18 protein-coding genes are annotated in these 19270 nt (G+C 60.3%); 6 read left to right on the top strand and 12 right to left on the bottom strand.

Going from position 1 to position 19270, the window contains the following annotated elements; genetic code table 11:
- Positions 1 to 109 precede the first annotated feature (109 nt).
- Genes glpA through glpC form a run of 3 tightly spaced genes read left to right on the top strand, consistent with a single transcriptional unit; the run spans position 110 to position 4132 of the window.
- Positions 110 to 1738 carry an anaerobic glycerol-3-phosphate dehydrogenase subunit A gene (gene glpA / locus KW829_RS04615; RefSeq protein WP_218307698.1) on the top strand — a complete coding sequence of 543 codons (1629 nt, stop codon included), beginning with the start codon at positions 110 to 112 and terminating at the stop codon, positions 1736 to 1738.
- Positions 1728 to 2945 carry a glycerol-3-phosphate dehydrogenase subunit GlpB gene (glpB, locus tag KW829_RS04620; protein ID WP_218307699.1) on the top strand — a complete coding sequence of 406 codons (1218 nt, stop codon included), beginning with the start codon at positions 1728 to 1730 and terminating at the stop codon, positions 2943 to 2945. The genes glpA and glpB overlap by 11 nt, the downstream gene beginning before the upstream one ends.
- On the top strand, positions 2942 to 4132 hold the full coding sequence (gene glpC / locus KW829_RS04625) for an anaerobic glycerol-3-phosphate dehydrogenase subunit GlpC (protein WP_218307700.1): 1191 nt from the start codon (positions 2942 to 2944) through the stop codon (positions 4130 to 4132). The genes glpB and glpC overlap by 4 nt, the downstream gene beginning before the upstream one ends.
- Before the next feature lie 33 nt (positions 4133 to 4165).
- On the opposite strand, the gene KW829_RS04630 is transcribed toward glpC, so the two are convergent.
- The 4 genes from KW829_RS04630 to tctD form a co-directional block, all read right to left on the bottom strand.
- Positions 4166 to 5365: a nicotinamide mononucleotide deamidase-related protein YfaY gene (locus KW829_RS04630; RefSeq protein ID WP_089597928.1), complete on the bottom strand. Its 1200-nt coding sequence runs from the start codon at positions 5363 to 5365 to the stop codon at positions 4166 to 4168.
- Between the two features lie 94 nt (positions 5366 to 5459).
- The gene (locus KW829_RS04635; protein WP_218307701.1) at positions 5460 to 5999 is read right to left on the bottom strand and encodes a YfaZ family outer membrane protein; all 540 of its coding nucleotides are present in this window, start codon (positions 5997 to 5999) and stop codon (positions 5460 to 5462) included.
- Positions 6000 to 6128: 129 nt separating this feature from the next.
- Positions 6129 to 7538, bottom strand: coding sequence for a sensor histidine kinase (locus tag KW829_RS04640; RefSeq protein ID WP_218307702.1), 1410 nt, complete (start codon positions 7536 to 7538; stop codon positions 6129 to 6131).
- The gene (gene tctD / locus KW829_RS04645) at positions 7525 to 8199 is read right to left on the bottom strand and encodes a transcriptional regulator TctD (RefSeq protein ID WP_042716616.1); all 675 of its coding nucleotides are present in this window, start codon (positions 8197 to 8199) and stop codon (positions 7525 to 7527) included. The genes KW829_RS04640 and tctD overlap by 14 nt, the downstream gene beginning before the upstream one ends.
- A gap of 151 nt (positions 8200 to 8350) precedes the next feature.
- Here tctD and KW829_RS04650 point away from each other — a divergent pair, with 151 nt between their 5' ends.
- From KW829_RS04650 to KW829_RS04660, 3 genes are read left to right on the top strand one after another with little or no spacing between them, the layout of a single operon-like run.
- Positions 8351 to 9331, top strand: coding sequence for a tripartite tricarboxylate transporter substrate binding protein (locus KW829_RS04650; RefSeq protein ID WP_089597926.1), 981 nt, complete (start codon positions 8351 to 8353; stop codon positions 9329 to 9331).
- A gap of 11 nt (positions 9332 to 9342) precedes the next feature.
- Positions 9343 to 9774: a tripartite tricarboxylate transporter TctB family protein gene (locus tag KW829_RS04655; RefSeq protein WP_218307703.1), complete on the top strand. Its 432-nt coding sequence runs from the start codon at positions 9343 to 9345 to the stop codon at positions 9772 to 9774.
- Positions 9775 to 9785: 11 nt separating this feature from the next.
- Positions 9786 to 11300, top strand: a complete 1515-nt coding sequence (locus KW829_RS04660; protein WP_174339878.1) for a tripartite tricarboxylate transporter permease — start codon at positions 9786 to 9788, stop codon at positions 11298 to 11300.
- On the opposite strand, the gene menE is transcribed toward KW829_RS04660, so the two are convergent.
- The 8 genes from menE to KW829_RS04700 all read right to left on the bottom strand — a co-directional run bounded on the left by menE (position 11301) and on the right by KW829_RS04700 (position 19221).
- The gene (gene menE, locus KW829_RS04665; protein WP_218307704.1) at positions 11301 to 12662 is read right to left on the bottom strand and encodes an o-succinylbenzoate--CoA ligase; all 1362 of its coding nucleotides are present in this window, start codon (positions 12660 to 12662) and stop codon (positions 11301 to 11303) included.
- Positions 12659 to 13624: an o-succinylbenzoate synthase gene (gene menC / locus KW829_RS04670; RefSeq protein ID WP_218307705.1), complete on the bottom strand. Its 966-nt coding sequence runs from the start codon at positions 13622 to 13624 to the stop codon at positions 12659 to 12661. The genes menE and menC overlap by 4 nt, the downstream gene beginning before the upstream one ends.
- Positions 13624 to 14481, bottom strand: coding sequence for a 1,4-dihydroxy-2-naphthoyl-CoA synthase (gene menB / locus KW829_RS04675; protein WP_010433380.1), 858 nt, complete (start codon positions 14479 to 14481; stop codon positions 13624 to 13626). The genes menC and menB overlap by 1 nt, the downstream gene beginning before the upstream one ends.
- On the bottom strand, positions 14478 to 15254 hold the full coding sequence (menH, locus tag KW829_RS04680) for a 2-succinyl-6-hydroxy-2,4-cyclohexadiene-1-carboxylate synthase (protein ID WP_089597921.1): 777 nt from the start codon (positions 15252 to 15254) through the stop codon (positions 14478 to 14480). The genes menB and menH overlap by 4 nt, the downstream gene beginning before the upstream one ends.
- Positions 15251 to 16921 (bottom strand): 2-succinyl-5-enolpyruvyl-6-hydroxy-3-cyclohexene-1-carboxylic-acid synthase, encoded by a 1671-nt coding sequence (menD, locus tag KW829_RS04685; protein WP_218307706.1) that lies wholly within the window; start codon positions 16919 to 16921, stop codon positions 15251 to 15253. The genes menH and menD overlap by 4 nt, the downstream gene beginning before the upstream one ends.
- A gap of 88 nt (positions 16922 to 17009) precedes the next feature.
- Positions 17010 to 18305 (bottom strand): isochorismate synthase MenF, encoded by a 1296-nt coding sequence (gene menF / locus KW829_RS04690; protein WP_218307707.1) that lies wholly within the window; start codon positions 18303 to 18305, stop codon positions 17010 to 17012.
- A gap of 95 nt (positions 18306 to 18400) precedes the next feature.
- Complete coding sequence (gene elaB / locus KW829_RS04695) at positions 18401 to 18706, bottom strand: stress response protein ElaB (RefSeq protein ID WP_029485146.1); 306 nt, start codon at positions 18704 to 18706, stop codon at positions 18401 to 18403.
- A gap of 53 nt (positions 18707 to 18759) precedes the next feature.
- The gene (locus KW829_RS04700) at positions 18760 to 19221 is read right to left on the bottom strand and encodes a GNAT family N-acetyltransferase (RefSeq protein WP_218307708.1); all 462 of its coding nucleotides are present in this window, start codon (positions 19219 to 19221) and stop codon (positions 18760 to 18762) included.
- Positions 19222 to 19270: the final 49 nt, after the last annotated feature.

Below are 19270 nucleotides of genomic sequence, written 5' to 3' on the forward strand. Positions count from 1 at the left end.
GCATGAAATCACGTTTCACTTTCGAATTTCGCGCGTTTATGTTCGAAATCAAACAAACCACACGATTGATATGGCTAAATGATAAAAAAACGAACATAGAGGGTAAACAATGACCATTCACGATCCTCGTTATAGCGATGTGATAATCATTGGTGGTGGTGCAACCGGCGCCGGGATCGCACGCGACTGCGCCCTGCGCGGCCTCAGCGTAACGCTTCTGGAGCGTCATGACATTGCCACAGGCGCAACCGGGCGTAACCACGGCCTGCTGCACAGCGGCGCGCGGTATGCGGTGACCGACGGTGAATCCGCGCGCGAATGTATTGCTGAAAACCAAATCCTCAAGCGTATCGCCCGCCACTGCATTGAGCCGACTGACGGCCTCTTTATTACCCTGCCCGAAGATGACCTCGCCTTTCAGAAGACCTTTATTACCGCCTGCACCGCGGCGGGCATTCAGGCGGAGGCCATGGACCCGGCGCTGGCGAGGCGGTTGGAACCGTCGGTTAACCCGGCGCTTATCGGCGCGGTGAAGGTGCCTGACGGCACCGTCGACCCCTTCCGCCTGACGGCCGCCAATATGCTGGACGCCCGCGAGCATGGCGCGCGCATTCTGACCGGGCACGAAGTGACCGGGCTTATCCGCGAAGGTCATCGCATCTGCGGCGTGCGGCTCCTTGATACGCAGTACAACGAACACAGCGAGCTGTATGCCGCCGTAGTGGTCAACGCGGCGGGGATCTGGGGGCAGCGCATTGCGGAATACGCCGACCTGTCGGTGCGCATGTTCCCGGCGAAAGGATCGCTGCTGATCCTCGACCACCGCATCAACAACCACGTGATCAACCGCTGCCGCAAACCGTCCGACGCCGATATCCTCGTCCCGGGCGACACCATTTCGTTAATCGGTACCACCTCAACCCATGTCGACTACAGCGAAATTGACTACAACCGCGTGACCGCTGAAGAGGTCGACATTCTGCTGCGGGAAGGGGAAAAACTGGCCCCGGTAATGGCGCAGACGCGTATTCTGCGCGCCTACGCGGGCGTACGTCCGCTGGTCGCCAGCGACAACGACCCGAGCGGACGCAACGTCAGCCGGGGCATCGTGCTGCTCGATCACGCCGGGCGCGACGGCATGGACGGATTTATCACCATCACAGGCGGCAAGCTGATGACCTACCGCCTGATGGCCGAGTGGGCGACCGATGCCGTCTGCCGCAAGCTGGGGAATACCGAAGCCTGCGTGACGGCAGACCAGCCACTGCCCGGCTCGCGGCAGTCCACCGAAAAAACCCTGCAAAAAATCATCTCCCTGCCCGCGCCGCTGCGCGGATCCGCGATTTACCGCCACGGCGACAGAACGCCACAGTGGCTCGGTGAAGGACGGCTGAGCCGCAGCCTGGTGTGCGAGTGCGAAGCCGTCACCGCCGGTGAGGTGCAATACGCGGTGGAGAGCCTGACGGTCAATAGCCTGCTCGACCTCCGCCGCCGCACCCGCGTGGGCATGGGCACCTGCCAGGGCGAGCTGTGCGCCTGTCGTGCCGCCGGCCTGCTGCAGCGTTTTCACACCACCACTGCCACCCAGTCACTCGATCAGCTCAGCGCGTTTTTAAACGAGCGCTGGAAAGGCATTCAACCTGTCGCCTGGGGGGACGCCCTGCGCGAAAGCGAATTTACCCGCTGGGTCTACCAGGGACTTTGCGGTCTTGAGAAGGAGCAACACGATGAAATTTGATACCGTGATTGTCGGCGGCGGCCTGGCAGGCTTGCTCTGCGGCATCAAACTCACGAAGCGGGGGCTGCGCTGCGCCATTATCACCCGCGGCCAGAGCGCCCTGCACTTCTCGTCAGGATCGCTGGATCTGGTGGATGAAACGTACCGCGATACGCTGCCGCCGGAGCACCCGTATCACCTGATTGGCGCCCACAACGTTGATCGTTTTGCCCTGGAAACCGAAGCGCTGCTGGCGGACTGCGGCGCGCGTCTGAAGGGAAGCGCCAGGCAAAACCACCAGCGCGTCACGCCGCTCGGCACCCTGCGCTCCGCATGGCTCAGCCCGGAAGAGGTGCCCGTCGCCCCCATTCACGCCGCGCGCGTGCGGGTGGTGGGCATTAGCGGCTTTCTGGATTTTCAGCCCCATCTCGCGGCGGCGTCACTTTGCCGCCAGGGCGTTAACGCCGAGACGGCAGAGATAGAACTGCCTGAACTGGATGTCCTGCGCGATAGCCCGAGCGAGTTTCGCGCGGTGAATATCGCCCGTTTTCTGGATAACGAGGACAAATGGCCGCTGCTGTATGACGCGCTCAGGCCGCTCGGCGAAAACTGCGATGCCCTGTTGATGCCCGCCTGCTTTGGTTTAAACGACAACCGACTCTGGCGCTGGCTGTCCGATCGTCTGCCCTGCTCGCTCGGCCTGCTGCCTACGCTTCCCCCTTCCGTGCCGGGCATTCGTCTGCACACCCAGCTTCAGCGCCAGTTTGTTGCGCAGGGCGGCGTGTGGATGGCGGGTGATGAGGTGAAAAAAATTACCCTGACCGACGGCGCGGTGAGCGAAATCTGGACGCGGAACCATGATGATATTCCGCTCCGCGCGCGCTACGCGGTACTGGCAAGCGGCAGTTTCTTCAGCAACGGGCTGCTGAGCACACGCGACGGCATTCGGGAAGCCATTATGGGGCTGGATGTCCGGCAGAGCGCTTCCCGCGCGGACTGGTATCAGAGTGATTTCTTCACGCCGCAGCCCTGGCAGCAGTTCGGCGTCATTGCCGATACGCATCTGCACCCGCAGCTTTCCGGTAAATCGATCGGCAATCTCTTCGCCATCGGCTCCGTACTGGGCGGATACGATCCCATCGCACAGGGCTGCGGCGGCGGGGTTTGCGCCGTCACGGCGCTCCACGTTGCAGAGCAGATTATTCAGCGCACGGAGGTTGCACAATGAACGACACCCGTTTCGAAAGCTGCATCAAATGCACGGTCTGCACCACCGTCTGCCCGGTCAGCGGCGTGAACCCGCGCTACCCCGGTCCGAAGCAGGCCGGGCCGGACGGTGAGCGTCTTCGTCTGAAGGACGGCAAGCTGTACGACGAGGCGCTGAAATACTGCATCAACTGCAAACGCTGCGAAGTCGCCTGTCCGTCGGATGTTAAAATCGGCGATATCATCCAGCGCGCCCGCGCGCGCTACAGCACGCAGAAACCCACACTGCGCGATGCGATCCTGAGCCATACCGATCTGATGGGCAGCGTCTCGACGCCCTTTGCCCCGCTGGTGAATGCCGCGACCTCACTCAAGCCGGTGCGTCAGCTGCTGGATGCCACGCTTAAAATCGACCATCACCGCAGCCTGCCGAAATATTCTCACGGCACCTTCCGCCGCTGGTACAGGTCCGTCGCGGCGGAACAGGCCCGGTACGCCGACCAGGTGGCCTTTTTCCACGGCTGCTATGTGAATTACAACCACCCGCAGCTGGGTAAAGATCTGCTGAAAGTGCTGAACGCCATGGGTACCGGCGTACAGCTCCTTAGCAAGGAGAAGTGCTGCGGCGTCCCGCTGATTGCCAACGGATTTACCGATAAAGCGCGTAAGCAGGCGAAAAGTAACGTCTCGTCGCTGCGCGAGGCCATCGTCGACAAGGGGATCCCGGTCCTGGCCACCTCGTCCACCTGTACCTTTACGCTGCGCGATGAGTATCCGCACCTGCTGGATGTCGATAATACCGGACTGCGCGAGCATATTGAGCTGGCGACGCGCTTCCTGTGGCGCAAGCTGGACGACGGACAGACGCTGCCGCTGAAGACATTACCGCTGAAGGTGGTCTATCACACGCCGTGTCATATGGAAAAAATGGGCTGGTCGCTCTATACGCTGGAGCTATTGCGGCTTATACCGGGGCTGGAGCTGACGGTGCTGGACTCACGCTGCTGCGGGATTGCGGGCACCTACGGCTTTAAGCGTGAAAACTACGAAACGTCACAGGCGATTGGCGCCCCGCTGTTCCGCCAGATTGAAGAGAGCGGCGCGGATATCGTGGTAACGGACTGTGAAACCTGCAAGTGGCAGATTGAGATGTCCACCAGCAAACGCTGCGAACATCCCATTACCCTGCTGGCGAAAGCGCTGGGGTAAGCATTGCCGGGGCGAGAGGCCCCGGCAAACGCATCATTCGATGAACAGCGACTCCACGACGTTAATCCAGCCGTGCTCGCTGGCGACTTCTTTACCGTTCAGCCAGCGGCGCAGCATGTTCAGCGCCATCATCGCGCAGACCTCCTGACGCACCGCCAGGCTGTGGCGCGTGATGCTCATTTTCACCCGCAGCGCATGCGTGCCTTCCGGCGTTGCCAGCGCAAAATTGAGATGTTCCTCATCCAGCCCGCCCACAAACATCGCCAGACCGGCAAAGTGTTTCACCCTGCGCTCTGACGCCCAGCGCGCGGTCTGCGCCAGCGTCTCCTGCTGGAACGGCACCACTTCACTGGCGAGCAGCGGCGCATTCACGCGGGAAAGCTGCAGCGCCAGCAGGCCGCCGGTGAACTGTTCGCTGAGGGTGACGCTCAGCTGACGGGATTGAAGGCTCTGGGCAATCTGTGCGGGCAGCCCTTCCGTGCCTTCAAAGATCAGGCTTTCGCCCGCGACGCGTTGCACTTCAGGCCACAGCGCCAGCATGGCGGCTTTTTCCGTCGCCGGGCCGGTCAGCTTGAGTTCGATAATGGGCATCGATGAGCGATAGCCCATCGAGACGCCCGGCGGCAGTTGGAGATGATCCAGGCTCTGGGCCAGATCGCTTTCCGAGCGGCCAAAGGTGGTCAGGCGCAGACACAGCGGCGGCTCTGGCAGCGTAAAGCGCGCCCGCAGGCGCGGCAGGATTTGCTGCTCGACCATCACTTTAAATTCAGAAGGCACGCCGGGGGTGAAGAACATCAGGCAGCGGTTGAGCTGTACGGCAAACCCGCAGGCGGTACCGACCGGGTTATCGACCAGCTCTGCGCTGGCGGGTATTTCAGCCTGCTTGCGGTTGCTGGGTGCCATCACGCGACCACGATCGGAGAAGAAGCGTTCCATCTGCGCCAGCCACGCCTCGTGCAATACCAGCCCCTCGCCTTTCGCGGTGGCGGCAGCCAGCGCGCTGAGATCGTCGCTGGTGGGGCCGAGTCCACCGTTCACAATCAACACGTCGCAGTGCTCGCTGCGCTCGCGAAGAACGTTCACCAGTGACTCAAGATTGTCGCCCACGGTGTTGCGGCGCGTTAACGGTAATCCTTGCTCAAAGAATAAATCGGCAAGCCAGGCGGCATTGGTGTCAATAATTTGCCCATGCAGCACTTCGTCGCCGGTGGATAACATCTCCACGTTAATCATTGTGTTCTCCCGCTTATATGGTCGAAACACTATAGCGCAATTGAATGGGGGGAGCAGAGAGAAACTGGCGCGACAGGACGCCGCGCCGAAGAGATTAGAAGCCTGCGCTCACGCCCACGTAAGGGCCATCAGCCAGCGCGTTGTCGCGGTTGCCGTCTTTACCTGCCAGGTTCAGATAGCGATAACCCGCTTCGATAGTGATCGGACGCATGATAGTCCAGCGCGCACCGACGTTGGCTTCTTCGTAGCTTTCGATACCGCTGGAGAGCGAATCCGGAGAGTAGTAGTACTCGCCGAACAGACCGAAGCTGTCGCCAATTTTCCACTGCAGGCCGCCGCCGACCGCCGCCGCGTAGCCTTCGTCGCCGTCGTTCGGGTTGGTGTAGATCCCTTTGCCGCCGACGGTCGCCAGGAATGGACCAAGAGGAACGTTGAAGCCGAGCCCAAGGCTTGCCGCATCGCCGTCGTCATCGTTATGCGTCCAGCCGCCGGTCATTGCCAGACCGGCGCTATCCGTACCAAGACCAAAGCCCAGATGGGTGTAATCCTCACCCGCCGAGCCGTTGAAGCTAATGGCGTTAGCCGCCGAAGAGATAACCATCAGGCCTAAGCCCATTAATGCCACTTTTTTCATTGTCGTGATCCCGCACAATTTATAGATAATAAGTCCCAAAACCGCGAGATTTTAACCTGCCTCACTGCGGGATCAAGCACTCTGCGTGCGTCAGACAATTAGTTTGTAACGATTTGATAATATCTGCCTTTACCCCATCAGCAGAAAACGCATTTTCACACTCAGCCCGCCTAAGTGTTCACTGCGGGAAAGTTTAAGATGGCTGCGGTGCAGCCGGGCAATATCGCTCGCCAGCGCCAGCCCGATGCCGGATCCTGCCGCGTCGCCGACGTTATCCAGACGGCGAAACGGCAGCATCGCCTGCGGGATCAGATTTTCCGCAATCCCCGGCCCGCTGTCTTCCACGCTCAGGTCAACCGCGCCGTTATCCACGCGCAGGTAAACCGTTACGATCCCCTGCTCCGGCGTGTATTTGATGGCGTTCTCCAGCAGGTTTGCGCATAGCTCGCCCAGCAAAACCTCATCGCCTTCGATGATCGTCGGCTGCAGCTCACCGTCGTACCCCAGGTCAATCGCTTTGCTGCGCGCCTGCGCCAGCCGTGAAAAGCAACAATTCTGCACGACCTGCACCAGATCCACCGGGATAAACTGCCGCTCCCCCTCCTCTTTTCGCTTCACCGCCGAAAGCTGAAGCAGGCGTTCAGTCAGCACAATGGTGTTATCCAGTGTCACATTCATCGCCCGTAAACTCTCCTGCCACAGCGCCGGATCGTCCCGCGTCAGGGCCACGGAGACCTGCGTTTTCAGCACCGCCAGCGGAGTTTTAAGCTGGTGAGAGGCATCGGCATTAAAGCGCTCCTGCCGCGACAGCACTCCACGCAGCCGGTCAATATAGCGGTTGAAGGCCACAATCAGCAGGCGCGTTTCTGACCAGGGCAGCAGCTCGGGCAGCGGAGACAGCAGCCCCGGCTCCCGGCGCACCATGAGCGAGGACAACTGGCGCATCGGACGCAGCACGCGACGCAACAGCCAGGCGGTTAAGATCAGCGTCAGCAGGACCAGCAGCCCCTGAGATACCCAGGACGAAAAAAGCAGCTGGCTGGCAAGATAGCGACGGGACTGCAGCGTTTCAGCGACATAGATCTCCGCCATCCCGACGACGTTATCTTCGTTGATGGGCTGAAGCAGCTTCGCCACGCGAATCGCCTGCCCGCGATACTCGGTGTGATAAAACCAGGCCAGCGCCGGGTAGAGCGTGGTGCGCGAGGTTGAAGGGGGCATCTTCGGCAGGTCGTCGTAGCCGGAAATCACCCGCCCGGTGGGGTCGACCACCTTGTAATACAGCCTGTCATTCATGTTGAGCTCAAAACTGTCGAGCACCACCCAGGGCACATTCACCTGCAGCTTGCCGTTATGCACTTCAAGCCGCTCAGAGACCGTACGCGCCGACGATAACAGCGTGCGGTCGTAAGCCTGCGTCGCCGCTTGCAGGGCGCTGACGTAGCTATTAAACGCTGATAATCCCCATAACAGCAGCAGCGGTAACCCCAGAAACAGCAGAAGTTGCAGATAAAGGGACTGCGGTTTAGCCCACTTCATCGCCACACTCCAGCACGTAACCCAGCCCGCGCAGGGTGGTAATCTTCACCCCACTGCCGCTCAATTTCTTGCGCAAGCGGTGAATGTAGAGATCGATGCTCTCCGGGCTCACGTCGTCGTTCAGGCTAAACACCTGGTCGAACAGCTGCTGGCGGGAGACGGGCCGGGTACGGCGGTGCATCAGCACCTTCAGCAGGGAAAGCTCGCGCGGCGTCAGGGAGAGCGGTTCATCGTGCAGCAGAAAAAAACCGTCATCGTCGTATTCCAGCTCGCCCAAAAGCTGACGCTCCTGGGTTCGCCCTTCGCTTCTGCGCAGCAGCGCGCGCAAGCGAGCATCAAGTTCTTCCAGCTCAAACGGCTTAGGCAGATAGTCATCCGCCCCAGCGTTCAGTCCTTTCACCCTGTCCGCCACGTTGCTGCGGGCGGTGAGAAACAGCACCGGGAGCGTCTGCCCGCGCTTTCTCAAACGATGGACGACCTCAAGGCCGTCGAAACCGGGCATACCGATGTCCAGAATAGCGACGGCATAGTTTTCACCCTGTAACAGATGGTCGGCTGCCCGCCCGTCGTTAACGCAGTCCACGGCAAAGCCTCCCTGCACCAGCGCTTTCTCCAGCCAGTGAGCCAGCTCACGATTATCTTCCGCGAGTAAGAGACGCATATCACATCCTGTAAAGTTCGTGTCGCAGTGAAAGGGAAATGAAAGGTTAATGTTTTAACAATCACGCAACGGAACCGCTACAAGGTGGTTCACATAATCAGAAAAAAAGCCCCGTACCCGTACTCCCGGTTCTCCGGCGTGAGGATAAACGATGAAAAAACAATTACTTTCGACCCTTGCTGCAAGCGTATTGATGTTGAGTGCCTCTGTCGTCCAGGCGCAGGATGTCCCGTCCCGCACCGAATGTATCGCCCCGGCCAAACCGGGCGGCGGCTTTGACCTGACCTGTAAGCTGATTCAGGTCAGCCTGCTGGAGACAAAGGCTATCGAAAAACCGATGCGCGTCACCTACATGCCGGGCGGCGTGGGTGCGGTAGCGTATAACGCCATTGTGGCGCAGCGTCCCGCCGAAGCGGGTACCGTGGTGGCCTTCTCCGGCGGCTCGCTGCTGAACCTGTCGCAGGGCAAGTTTGGCCGCTACGGCGTGGATGACGTGCGCTGGCTCGCGACCGTTGGAACGGATTACGGCATGATCGCCGTTCGCGCTGATTCCCCCTGGAAATCGCTGAAAGACCTGCTGACTGCGATGGAAAAAGACCCGAACAGCGTGGTGATTGGCGCCGGCGCGTCGATCGGAAGCCAGGACTGGATGAAAGCCGCCCTTCTGGCGCAGCAGGCAAAAGTGGACCCACACAAGATGCGCTACGTCGCCTTTGAAGGCGGCGGCGAGCCGGTCACGGCGCTGATGGGCAATCACGTGCAGGCCGTCTCCGGCGACCTCAGTGAAATGGTGCCTTACCTGAGCGGGGATAAAATCCGGGTGCTGGCGGTATTCTCGGAAAACCGTCTGCCGGGCCAGCTGGCGAACGTCCCTACCGCCAAAGAGCAAGGCTACAACCTGGTCTGGCCGATTATTCGCGGCTTCTTCGTTGGGCCGAAAGTGACCGACGCCGAATACCAGTGGTGGGTGGATGCCTTCGCCAAACTCCAGCAAACCGATGAGTTCAAAAAGCAGCGCGATCTGCGTGGCCTGTTTGAGTTCAACCTCAACGGTAAGCAGCTGGACGAGTATGTCAAAAAACAGGTGAATGATTACCGCGAACAGGCGAAAGCCTTCGGTCTGGCGAAGTAAACGGAGGCGCTATGAGCGATCGTATTTTTGCCGGGATATGGCTGCTGCTCTGCATTGGCGGGTTGTTCGTCGCCTGGCAGATCCACAGCGAATACAGCTATGAACCGGTGGGGCCACGCCCCTTCCCGATGGGTATCGTCGGCCTGATGCTGCTCTGCTCAGTGGCCCTGCTGCTGCGCCATCCTGACACCGTGGAATGGCCGCCCAGACGCATTCTGCAACGTCTGCTGGTAATGGTAATTGTGTTGCTGATGTACGCGTGGGGCTTTGAGTGGCTCGGCTTCCCGATTGCCACCGCTATCCTGACGATGGTGATCGGCATGTTGTTCAACGCCACGCTGCCCACAGCGGGGCTCTCGGGTGCGGTACTGGGCATTTTGCTCTGGTACGCCTTCGACCGCCTGCTGGACGTGACCTTACCCCTTGGCGCATGGTTTAACTAACGGAGCACGCTATGGATACCTGGATTTACCTCTCGCAGGGGTTCGCGGTAGCGATGACCCCGGAAAACCTGGTGATCGCCCTAATCGGCTGCTTCGTGGGCACGATCGTCGGCCTGCTGCCCGGTCTTGGCCCGATTAACGGCGTGGCGATACTTCTGCCGCTGGCCTTTGCCCTGCACCTGCCGGCTGAATCCGCCCTGATCTTACTGGCGACGGTGTATATCGGCTGCGAGTATGGCGGACGCATCTCCTCCATACTGCTGAACGTGCCCGGCGATGCCGCCGCCATTATGACCGCGCTCGACGGTTATCCCATGGCGCAACAGGGACGCGGCGGCGTGGCGCTCTCCATTTCTGCCGTCAGCTCGTTCTTCGGTTCGCTGATTGCCATTGGCGGTATCATTCTATTCGCCCCTGCGCTGGCCCAGTGGTCGCTGGCGTTTGGCCCGGCGGAGTATTTTGCACTGATGGTGTTCGCTATCGCCTGCCTCGGCAGCATGATGGCGCAAAACCCGCTCAAATCGTTTTTGTCTGCGCTGATTGGCTTAGGGTTAGCCACCGTCGGTGTGGATGCCAACACCGGGGTTTATCGCTTTACCTTCGACAGCGTTCACCTGTCCGACGGCGTGCAGTTTATCGTCGTCGTGATTGGCCTGTTCTCTGTCTCAGAAATCTTATTGATGTTGGAACATACCAGCAGCGGGCAGACGCTGGTGCGCAAAACCGGCCGTATGCTCTTTAATGCCAAAGAGGGGGCACAGTGTGTGGGTGCTACCCTGCGTTCGTCGGTGATTGGTTTCTTCGTCGGTATCCTGCCCGGCGCGGGGGCGACCATCGCCAGCGCCATCACCTACATGACCGAGAAAAAGCTAAGCGGCAACAGCGACAGCTTCGGTAAGGGCGATATACGCGGCGTGGCGGCGCCAGAGGCGGCCAATAACGCCTCGGCCTGCGGCTCGTTTATCCCGATGCTGACGCTCGGCGTGCCGGGCTCCGGCACCACGGCGGTGATGATGGGCGCGCTGACGCTCTATAACATCACCCCGGGTCCGGCGATGTTCACCGAGCAGCCGGACATCGTGTGGGGGCTGATTGCGGCACTGCTGATCGCCAACGTGATGCTGCTGGTGATGAACATCCCGTTGATCGGTCTGTTTACCCGCATGCTGACCATTCCCCTGTGGTTCCTGGTGCCCGCCATTGCGGCGGTCTCTGCGGTTGGGGTGTACGCGGTGCACAGCACCACCTTCGACCTGGTGCTGATGGTGCTGCTTGGCGTGCTGGGGTACATCTTACGCAAGATGCACTTCCCGATGTCGCCGCTGATTTTGGGCTTTGTGCTGGGTGAGATGCTGGAGCAGAACCTGCGCCGCGCCCTCTCCATTAGCAACGGCAATATGTCGATACTGTGGGAGAGCAGCGTAACGAAGATCCTGCTGGCCATGGCGATCATGGTGATTGTGGTGCCGCCGGTCCTGCGCCTGCTGCGTCGGCGCCAGCGCAAGCCCGAGCCGGACGTCGGCTGATTAGCCCCTCAGCAGGGCATTGACCCACTGTTTTAACGCCTGGCGGGAGATTTTTATCCCGCCATTTTTTAGCTCTGCGGGCAGCACAAGCCAGTGTACCGGCTGTTCAAAACGCGCCAGCCTGCCCTGGATCCAGTCAGGGAATTGCGCGATATCCGTTCCAGGCTCGCACTCCACCACCGCCACCGGACGCTGTCCGAACTCGGCGTCGTCCAGCGGGACGATAAACACCTGGCTTATCTGCGGATGCGTGGCGATAACACGCTCCAGCGATTCGGGTTGGATCCCCTCTCCTCCGCTGAAAAAGAGGTTGTCCATACGGCCTAAAATCGTCAGACGACCGTTGCGCCATTCCCCGCGATCGCGGGTGGCAAACCAGCCCTGCGCGTTAGTGAGCGGAAGAAGCGCACCGTCTCGCCAGTAGCCCGCCGCCATGCTTTGCGCTTTGATCCAGATTTCCCCCTCGACCAGCTTCACTTCCCGACCCGGAAGGGCAGTTCCCACATCCGGCTGGCCGTCCGCCGCTTTCGCGCAAACGGTAGAGGCGAACTCCGTCAGGCCGTAACCGCAGAAGGTACGAATGCCCTGCTCCCGCGCCTTCTCGGTCAGTTCAACGGGAATTGCCGCTCCGCCGAGCAGAACGGCTTTCAGCGCAACGTGGTGTTGAGTATGAAGCAAACGCCACAGCTGGGTCGGCACCAGCGACGCGTGCGTGCAGCCCTCCAGCGCCTGCTCCAGCGGCTGCTTCTTGCGCACGGTCAAGCGCCCGCCCGCCAGCAGCCAGCGCCACAGAATCCCCTGACCAGAAACGTGAAACAGCGGCAGCGACAGCAGCCAGTCGTCGTCCCCACCGTAGGGCATCAGCGCCAGCACGCCCTGCGCGCTCGCAAGATGCGCCGCGCAGGTGTGAACCGCCGCTTTTGGCAACCCCGTCGAGCCAGAGGTTAACGTCATGGAAGCCAGGCGATCCGGCTGCCACGCGACCGCATATTCCCCTGCGTGTTCTGACAGGCTAAGGGCAGAGAGCCCGTCAAACGCGCCGTCCAGCACCAGCGCATGGCGCAGCGTCATCTGCGGGAGCAGGACGTCCAGCAAGGGGCGCGGAAGCTGGGGATTGACCGGCAGAATGCGCGCACCGCACTGCAGCAGCGCAAGCCACGCCAGCAGCGTTTGCGGGTGGTTATGGGCGAGCAGCATAACGCCATCGCCCTCCTGCACGTCCTGACGATGGAACCCGGCGGCAAGGCTATCGATGCGTGCACAGAGTTGTTGCCAGGTGAGAACATCGTCGTCCAGGCGCAGCGCGGGTTTTTCCACACGTTGCGTGCGCCAGTGCCGCCACGGCCAGTCGGTAAAACTCATAGCAGCGGCTCCAGCGCCTCAACGTCGAGGCACGGCAGTATGCTGTCCGGCCACTGACGAATAAGCTGCGTTTGCATCAAGCTTAACGTGTCGAGGCCAGGGATGGTCTGCGGTGTGAGCCAGGCCGCAATGCGCGCCAGCTGCGTCAGCCCGAGGCTGGACTCAATGGACGAACTGATCACCGCCGTCAGCCCCAGGGCGTGCGCAGCCGCGACCTGCTCACGCACCTTGTCCAGGCTGCCGGTCAGCGTCGGCTTAATGACCACCGCACTCACGCCCTGCTCGGCGACAAATTCAAAATCGGCTTCGCGAAGGCTTTCATCCCAGGCAATCGCGATGCCCGTTTCACGGGCAAAGGCGCGGGAATCATCCCGCGTTTTGCACGGTTCTTCCAGAAACGCGATGCGGTTGCGGTAGGCTGGGTTGACGTACTTCGCGAACTGCTGCGCCTTAAGCGGCGTCCAGGCGCGGTTGGCATCCAGCCGCAGGCGCAGATCCGGAATCGCTTCCAGCAGCAGATTCGCCACCATCCCGTCACGCACCGCTTCGTACAGGCCAACTTTGATTTTCGCCACTTTCTCGCCGGGCATGGCGGAGAGCAGCGCGAACAGTTCGTCCGGATCGCCGGTACAGAGCGGCGCCGCGCGGTAGTTGGCTTCCTGAGGCAAGCTGCCGTCAAGCTCCGCCAGCGCACAGCTGATGCCGAATGCAGCGGAAGGCAGGTCCGGCAGGGCCGGATTAGCGCCTTCCCGCCACGCGCGCGCCCAAGCCATCAGCGCCGACTGCGCATCATCCAGCGACTCCAGGCTAAAGCCCGGCAGAGGTGAAATCTCGCCCCAGCCTTCCCGCTCGCCCTGCCGGAGTTGCACGAAGAGTCCGTCACGGGTTTTTAACCGCCGCTCGCGCAGCACCACGCCCGCGTCCATCGGTATCTGCCAGCGGTAAACCTGCGCGCGACGCATTACGGGTTCCGTTTGTATTTGCTGAAGTCCGGCTGGCGTTTTTCGTTAAACGCGTTGCGTCCTTCCTGCCCCTCTTCGGTCATGTAGAACAGCATGGTGGCGTTACCCGCCAGCTCCTGCAGACCCGCCTGCCCGTCACAGTCGGCGTTGAGGGCCGCCTTCAGGCAGCGCAGCGCCATCGGGCTGTTTTGCAGCATTTCGCGGCACCAGCGCACGGTCTCTTTTTCAAGATCGGCAATTGGCACCACGGTATTCACCAGGCCCATATCCAGCGCTTCCTGCGCGTTGTACTGACGGCACAGGAACCAGATTTCACGCGCTTTTTTCTGCCCAACGATGCGTGCCATGTAGGACGCACCCCAGCCGCCGTCGAAGGAGCCGACTTTCGGGCCAGTCTGGCCGAAGATAGCGTTTTCAGCGGCAATGGTCAGGTCGCACATCATGTGCAGCACGTGGCCGCCGCCGATGGAGTAACCCGCCACCATCGCGACAACCGGTTTTGGACAGGTACGGATCTGGCGCTGGAAATCGAGGACATTAAGGTGGTGCGTACCCGCATCATCCTGGTATCCGCCGTAGTCGCCACGCACTTTCTGATCGCCGCCGGAGCAGAACGCTTTGTCACCTTCACCGGTCAGGACAATCACACCGATGTTGTCGTCATAGCGCGCGTCGGCCAGCGCCTGAATCATCTCTTTCACGGTCAGCGGACGGAACGCGTTGCGTACCTGCGGACGATTGATGGTGATTTTGGCGATGCCGTCAGTGGACTTGTGGTAACGAATGTCGGTGTAGCCTTCGGAGCAGTCCTGCCATTCAACCGGGGCGTAGAGCATGTGTTCATCAGGATAGATCATAGAGTGTCCTTTGTTCGAAGACGCAGTATCTGAGCCAGACTCGCGGCAACCGCGCCGGGGTTTTCCCGGTGGGCGTTGTGTCCGGCGTGAGGAATAACGTGGCGTTCGGCGTTCAGTTCGGCGGCGATGGCCGCAAACTTCTCGTCACGTTCGCCATAGAGATAATAAAAAGGGGCGTTGTACGCGCTCAGCGCAGAACGCAGGTCGGGCTGCACGGCCAGCGACGTGGCCTCAAGCATTGCCGCCAGATTCGCGCCGTTGTTCCGGCTACGCAGGGCAATCAGTTCGCCGCGCTGCGCATCCGTAAGAGAGGCAAACACCGGCTGCTGATACCAGTCGGCAAAGACGTCAGGGAGCGGTTCAGCATAAAAACGCGTCGCCCAGCGGCGATCGGACGCCAGCCGCGCCTCTCGCGAGCCCGCATCCTGCAGCCCAGGATGACCGCCTTCAACGACAATGCCGCATAAGCCCTTGGGCTGCTGGCAAGCCTGAAACATCGCAATGCGGCCGCCGAGAGAGTACCCCACCAGCCAGTAGTTAAGTATGTTGTAACTAAGTAAGGTGCTGGCAAGCAAATTGCTGAGATCGTTAAACCCGGCGACGCTGACACTGGCTGATTCGCCGTGTCCCGGCAGGTCGAGATACAGCCGGGGATAATCGCGCAATGACTCCCCGACAGCCTGCCACTCGCGGCAATCGCCGGAAAACCCGTGCAGAAAGACCAGCCAGGGGTAACCCGGCTTACCGTTATGCTGCACGCCAGCCAGGGTCACAGGTGGCTCACCTGCGCCAGCAGATTTTGCAGCTTCTGCGCGCCGTCAGCATCGTTCACCACCAGCTCAATAAGCGTGGTGCCCGGCTGCCGCCAGGCGCTGCTTAACGCCGTATCCAGCTGTTCCCAGTTTTCAGGACGATGATACTTGAGGCTGAACATGGCGGCGGCATGCTCGAACTGCACGTTTTGCGGCATCAGGTAGAAGCGTTCGCGCTCGCTCTGCGGCGTCGGCAGCAGGGAGAAAATCTGCCCGCCGTTGTTGTTCACCACAATCAGCACAAAGGGCGCGGAGACCTGACGCAGCAGCGCCAGCGCGTTGAGGTCATACAGTGCAGAGAGGTCGCCCACAATCGCCAGCGTCGATTTCGCACTGGCGCGCTGCACGCCTGCCGCCGTGGAAATCAGCCCGTCGATGCCGCTGGCTCCGCGGTTGCTGTAAACCGGATAGCCTGCAGGCAGCTTAGACAAGGCATCAATGAGGCGGACTACCAGGCTGTTGCCGACAAAGAGCTGCCCCTGCTCGGGCAGATAGTGGCGAATACGGTGCGCAAGCTCGGCTTCACCAAAACCTTCGCACTGCGCACTGGTGAGCTCCCACGCCTGGCGCGAGAGTTCCGGGATCGTCACCGCCCAGGGTTTACGCTTTTCTGCCGGATGCAGTTCCAGCCAGCTATCAATCTCGCTCACCAGACGACGACCGCGATGGTGCGCCGGGTCGAGCCGCCCCTCCAGCGGATCCACCAGCCAGTACTCTTCCGGTGTGCAGGTAGCCTGCCACTGCAACAGACGCTTCCCGGTGAGGCTGGAACCGATCTGGACCACAATCTGCGCCTGCGCCAGTTCGGTGACCGCTTTGGCATTACCCAGCCAGAAATCGGCGCACGGCAGCGGCTGACCGGTCTGGGAAAGCACGTCGCCAATCAACGGCCAGCCGAGAGTTTGCGCCCATTCGGCGACCAGCTTGCCTTCAGCCGCGCTCATGCGACCGGCAATCACCACGCCGCGCTTCTGTCGCCAGAAGAACCAGTCGCGCTGTTTCGCGCTTTCCAGGTGCGTCTGCTCGCGCAGCCAGGGTTTCTCGCTCTGCCACCAGTCGCCGAGCTGCTGCTGCCAGGCCAAACCGGTGTCATTCAGTTCACCGTAGAGCGGCTCGGCAAACGGGCAGTTGATATGCAGCGCGCCGCTGCGCAGCGAGCCCATCGCGTGGTCAAGGGTCGAAACCAGCCAGCTTGCCGGAATATCCTGAGTTGGACGCGGCAACGAGACCGTCTGCGAAGGATGAGATGCGAAAATACCCGGCTGGCGGATCGCCTGATTGGCGCCGCAGTCAATAAGTTCAGGGGGACGATCGGCCGTCAGCAGGATCAATTTTTCACCGGTTAACCCGGCTTCAATCAGAGCCGGATAGAGGTTCGCTACCGCGGTTCCGGAGGTGACAATCACCGCGACGGGGGCGCTGCTGGCTTTCGCCAGCCCTAGCGCCAGATGACCCAGACCGCGCTCGTCAAAATGGGTGTGGTGAATAAAAGCCCGGTTTTCAGCCGCCGCCAGCGTCAGCGGCGTGGAGCGGGAGCCCGGTGCAATACACACGTGCCTGACGCCATGGCGGGTCAGGGCTTCGAGGATCACCGTCGCCCAGCGTCGATTAAAAGAACTTACTGACATGAGTTTGTCCGGTATCAAGAATACGACACAGTATAAATAATAGAAAAATTTGGAATTTTGATATGAATCGGGAATGCGCGAATCAGTATTAATCCCTAAGGAGCAGAGAGCGCAGCCCGGCGGCTTTGTTTTCTATCTCCTGCCACTCCTGTTCCGGGTCAGATCCGCTGACGATCCCCGCCCCGGCGTAGAGCCGCAGCGCTGCGCCCTGGACGCGTGCAGAGCGCAGCGCCACGCAGAATTCACTTTGCTCAGGCGATAAATAACCGGCCGATCCGGCATACCACTCGCGGTCAAAAGGTTCCACATTCTGGATAAACGCACGCGCCGCCTGGCGCGGTAGCCCGGCCACCGCCGCCGTCGGCTGCAGAACATGCAGACACTGTTCATCGTCAGCGTGTTTGAGCTCGGTCCAGATGCAGCGCCGCAGATGCTGCACCTTCCGCAACCGCACGACCTGCGCGGGCAGCACCTCCAGGGTTTGAGTGTGATGCTGCAAGCGTTCGCAGATGTCCTCTACAACCAGCATATTCTCACGCTGATTTTTATCGTCTTTCATCAGCCAGTCGCCCAGACGCCGGGCCTGAGCGTCATCCGCGTGGCTGGCGACGGTGCCTGCCAGTGCTTCGGTGCGCAGCAACGTGCCGCGCCGACGCCACAGACGCTCGGGCGTAGAGCCCAGAAACGCGTTGCTGGCATCGAAAACCATGCAGAAGTGGTAGCAGTTCAGGTTGAGCGCGCGGCTGGCTGCCATCAGGGCTACGGCATTTACCGGCTGATGGCATTGCAGATCGGTGGCGCGGGCGAGAACCACTTTTTCAAACTCACCGTGCGCGATAGTCTCCGTTGCCTGCCGTATAAGGCGCAACCATTCCGGTTTTTGCGGCTGGTGCGTTTCGCGTTCCACCTGAACGGACAGCGGGCGGATCGGTTTGGCGTCCTGAAGACTGCCTAAAAAACGCAGTGCCACCTGTGCATCGTCCTGAAGGGAACACTCACTCCACAGCTGCAGGCGCAGGGTGGCAACGCCGCCTGAACGTCGCCAGAGCAGGCGCGGTAAAAACAGGCTGCCCTTTTCCGGGGAAAAGGCGTTCAGGCCGCAAATGCGGGTGTCACTGGCTGCATGCTGCGTATGCAAAAACTGCGAGGCCAACGCGAGAGAAGAAAAATGGATAACGGCACCCAGCGCGGCTAGCTCTTCATCGCCGCTACGCTGCTGCCAGTAAAATTGGGGATAGCATTGCTGAGCACCCAGCCAGGCCAGGGGATCGAATGCGTCGTTTAACGGGAAAGAGACGTCGAAATGACGTAAACCGGGTGTTGCGGGTAACGCTTGCGCCAGCCGTGTGCGCAATTGCTCCAGCGCGAGGAATATCGAATGCACGCGAACCTCTCCCTGTTAAAACCTCGTATTATACGGGGTACCATAAGAAATATCAGTACCCACGTATAGGGAGTGGTTAACCGTTTAAAACGCTGTTAACGACGGGCTAAGAGCAGCCCCAGTACCAGCCCGACGGCAGCACCGGCGCCAATGCCTTGCCACGGTTTTTCATGCACGTAATCATCGGCACGATAAACCGCTTTTTTCGCGCGGTAGTAGTAATTATCAGACGCATGGCTGACGCGGTTTTTCACTTCATGCAGTGCCTTTTCGGCACGCGCTTTAAGCTCGATATATTTCTGATCGGCAGGGTCGCCGGACGAACGTAACACCTCTTCCAGCGTCTCGCTCAGCAAGGCCAGGTCGTCGTCGATACGGGTATCCCAGGATTGAAATGACATATTTTTCTCCATGTTGTTACACCAGTCCGCTAACTATAGCCAACGACTCGCCATTACGCCTGCTTCGTTTCCCTCGCCATCCCGATATGCGGAATGCCATCTTCGTCATACACATCCGTCACTGGCGCAAAGCCAAAGTGCCCGTAAAAGGATTGAAGATGCGCCTGCGCGCCGAGGTATAACGCCTTGTATGGCCACTGTTTTTCGCACGATACCAGGGTTTTCTCCATCAGCTGATAGCCCAGTTTTTCACCGCGCGCTTTATCGCTGATGATGACGCGGCCAATCACCACCGGCTCGAAATCGTCGTCGCTTTTCAGAATCCTCGCATACGCCACCAGCTCGTTTTCGCGCCAGCCGAGGATATGACGGTTCTCGCCGACGAGGTCATCGCCATCAATGTCCTGATACGGGCAGGTTTGCTCAACAACAAAGACTTCGCAACGCAGCTTCAACAGGGCATACAGAGAATGAACGGTGAGTTCGCTATGGTGTAAATCTTGCCACTGGATCATGTCTGTCTCCTTACTGGGGTTCATCACGTTATACTAAACCCCTCCCCGT

The organism is Enterobacter sp. ENT02, from assembly GCF_019219165.1.
In the GTDB taxonomy this organism is placed as follows: domain Bacteria; phylum Pseudomonadota; class Gammaproteobacteria; order Enterobacterales; family Enterobacteriaceae; genus Enterobacter; species Enterobacter mori.

Excerpts from the sequence above, each read along its gene's own strand:
- KW829_RS04640 (WP_218307702.1), bottom strand. The coding sequence starts at position 7,538 with ATGAAGTGGGCTAAACCGCAGTCCCTTTATCTGCAACTTCTGCTGTTT.
- glpB (WP_218307699.1), top strand. The coding sequence starts at position 1,728 with ATGAAATTTGATACCGTGATTGTCGGCGGCGGCCTGGCAGGCTTGCTC.
- menC (WP_218307705.1), bottom strand. The coding sequence starts at position 13,624 with ATGCGTCGCGCGCAGGTTTACCGCTGGCAGATACCGATGGACGCGGGC.
- KW829_RS04650 (WP_089597926.1), top strand. The coding sequence starts at position 8,351 with ATGAAAAAACAATTACTTTCGACCCTTGCTGCAAGCGTATTGATGTTG.
- menB (WP_010433380.1), bottom strand. The coding sequence starts at position 14,481 with ATGATCTATCCTGATGAACACATGCTCTACGCCCCGGTTGAATGGCAG.
- KW829_RS04630 (WP_089597928.1), bottom strand. The coding sequence starts at position 5,365 with ATGATTAACGTGGAGATGTTATCCACCGGCGACGAAGTGCTGCATGGG.
- KW829_RS04700 (WP_218307708.1), bottom strand. The coding sequence starts at position 19,221 with ATGATCCAGTGGCAAGATTTACACCATAGCGAACTCACCGTTCATTCT.
- menD (WP_218307706.1), bottom strand. The coding sequence starts at position 16,921 with ATGTCAGTAAGTTCTTTTAATCGACGCTGGGCGACGGTGATCCTCGAA.
- elaB (WP_029485146.1), bottom strand. The coding sequence starts at position 18,706 with ATGTCATTTCAATCCTGGGATACCCGTATCGACGACGACCTGGCCTTG.
- menE (WP_218307704.1), bottom strand. The coding sequence starts at position 12,662 with ATGAGTTTTACCGACTGGCCGTGGCGGCACTGGCGCACGCAACGTGTG.
- KW829_RS04655 (WP_218307703.1), top strand. The coding sequence starts at position 9,343 with ATGAGCGATCGTATTTTTGCCGGGATATGGCTGCTGCTCTGCATTGGC.
- glpC (WP_218307700.1), top strand. The coding sequence starts at position 2,942 with ATGAACGACACCCGTTTCGAAAGCTGCATCAAATGCACGGTCTGCACC.
- KW829_RS04635 (WP_218307701.1), bottom strand. The coding sequence starts at position 5,999 with ATGAAAAAAGTGGCATTAATGGGCTTAGGCCTGATGGTTATCTCTTCG.
- glpA (WP_218307698.1), top strand. The coding sequence starts at position 110 with ATGACCATTCACGATCCTCGTTATAGCGATGTGATAATCATTGGTGGT.
- tctD (WP_042716616.1), bottom strand. The coding sequence starts at position 8,199 with ATGCGTCTCTTACTCGCGGAAGATAATCGTGAGCTGGCTCACTGGCTG.
- KW829_RS04660 (WP_174339878.1), top strand. The coding sequence starts at position 9,786 with ATGGATACCTGGATTTACCTCTCGCAGGGGTTCGCGGTAGCGATGACC.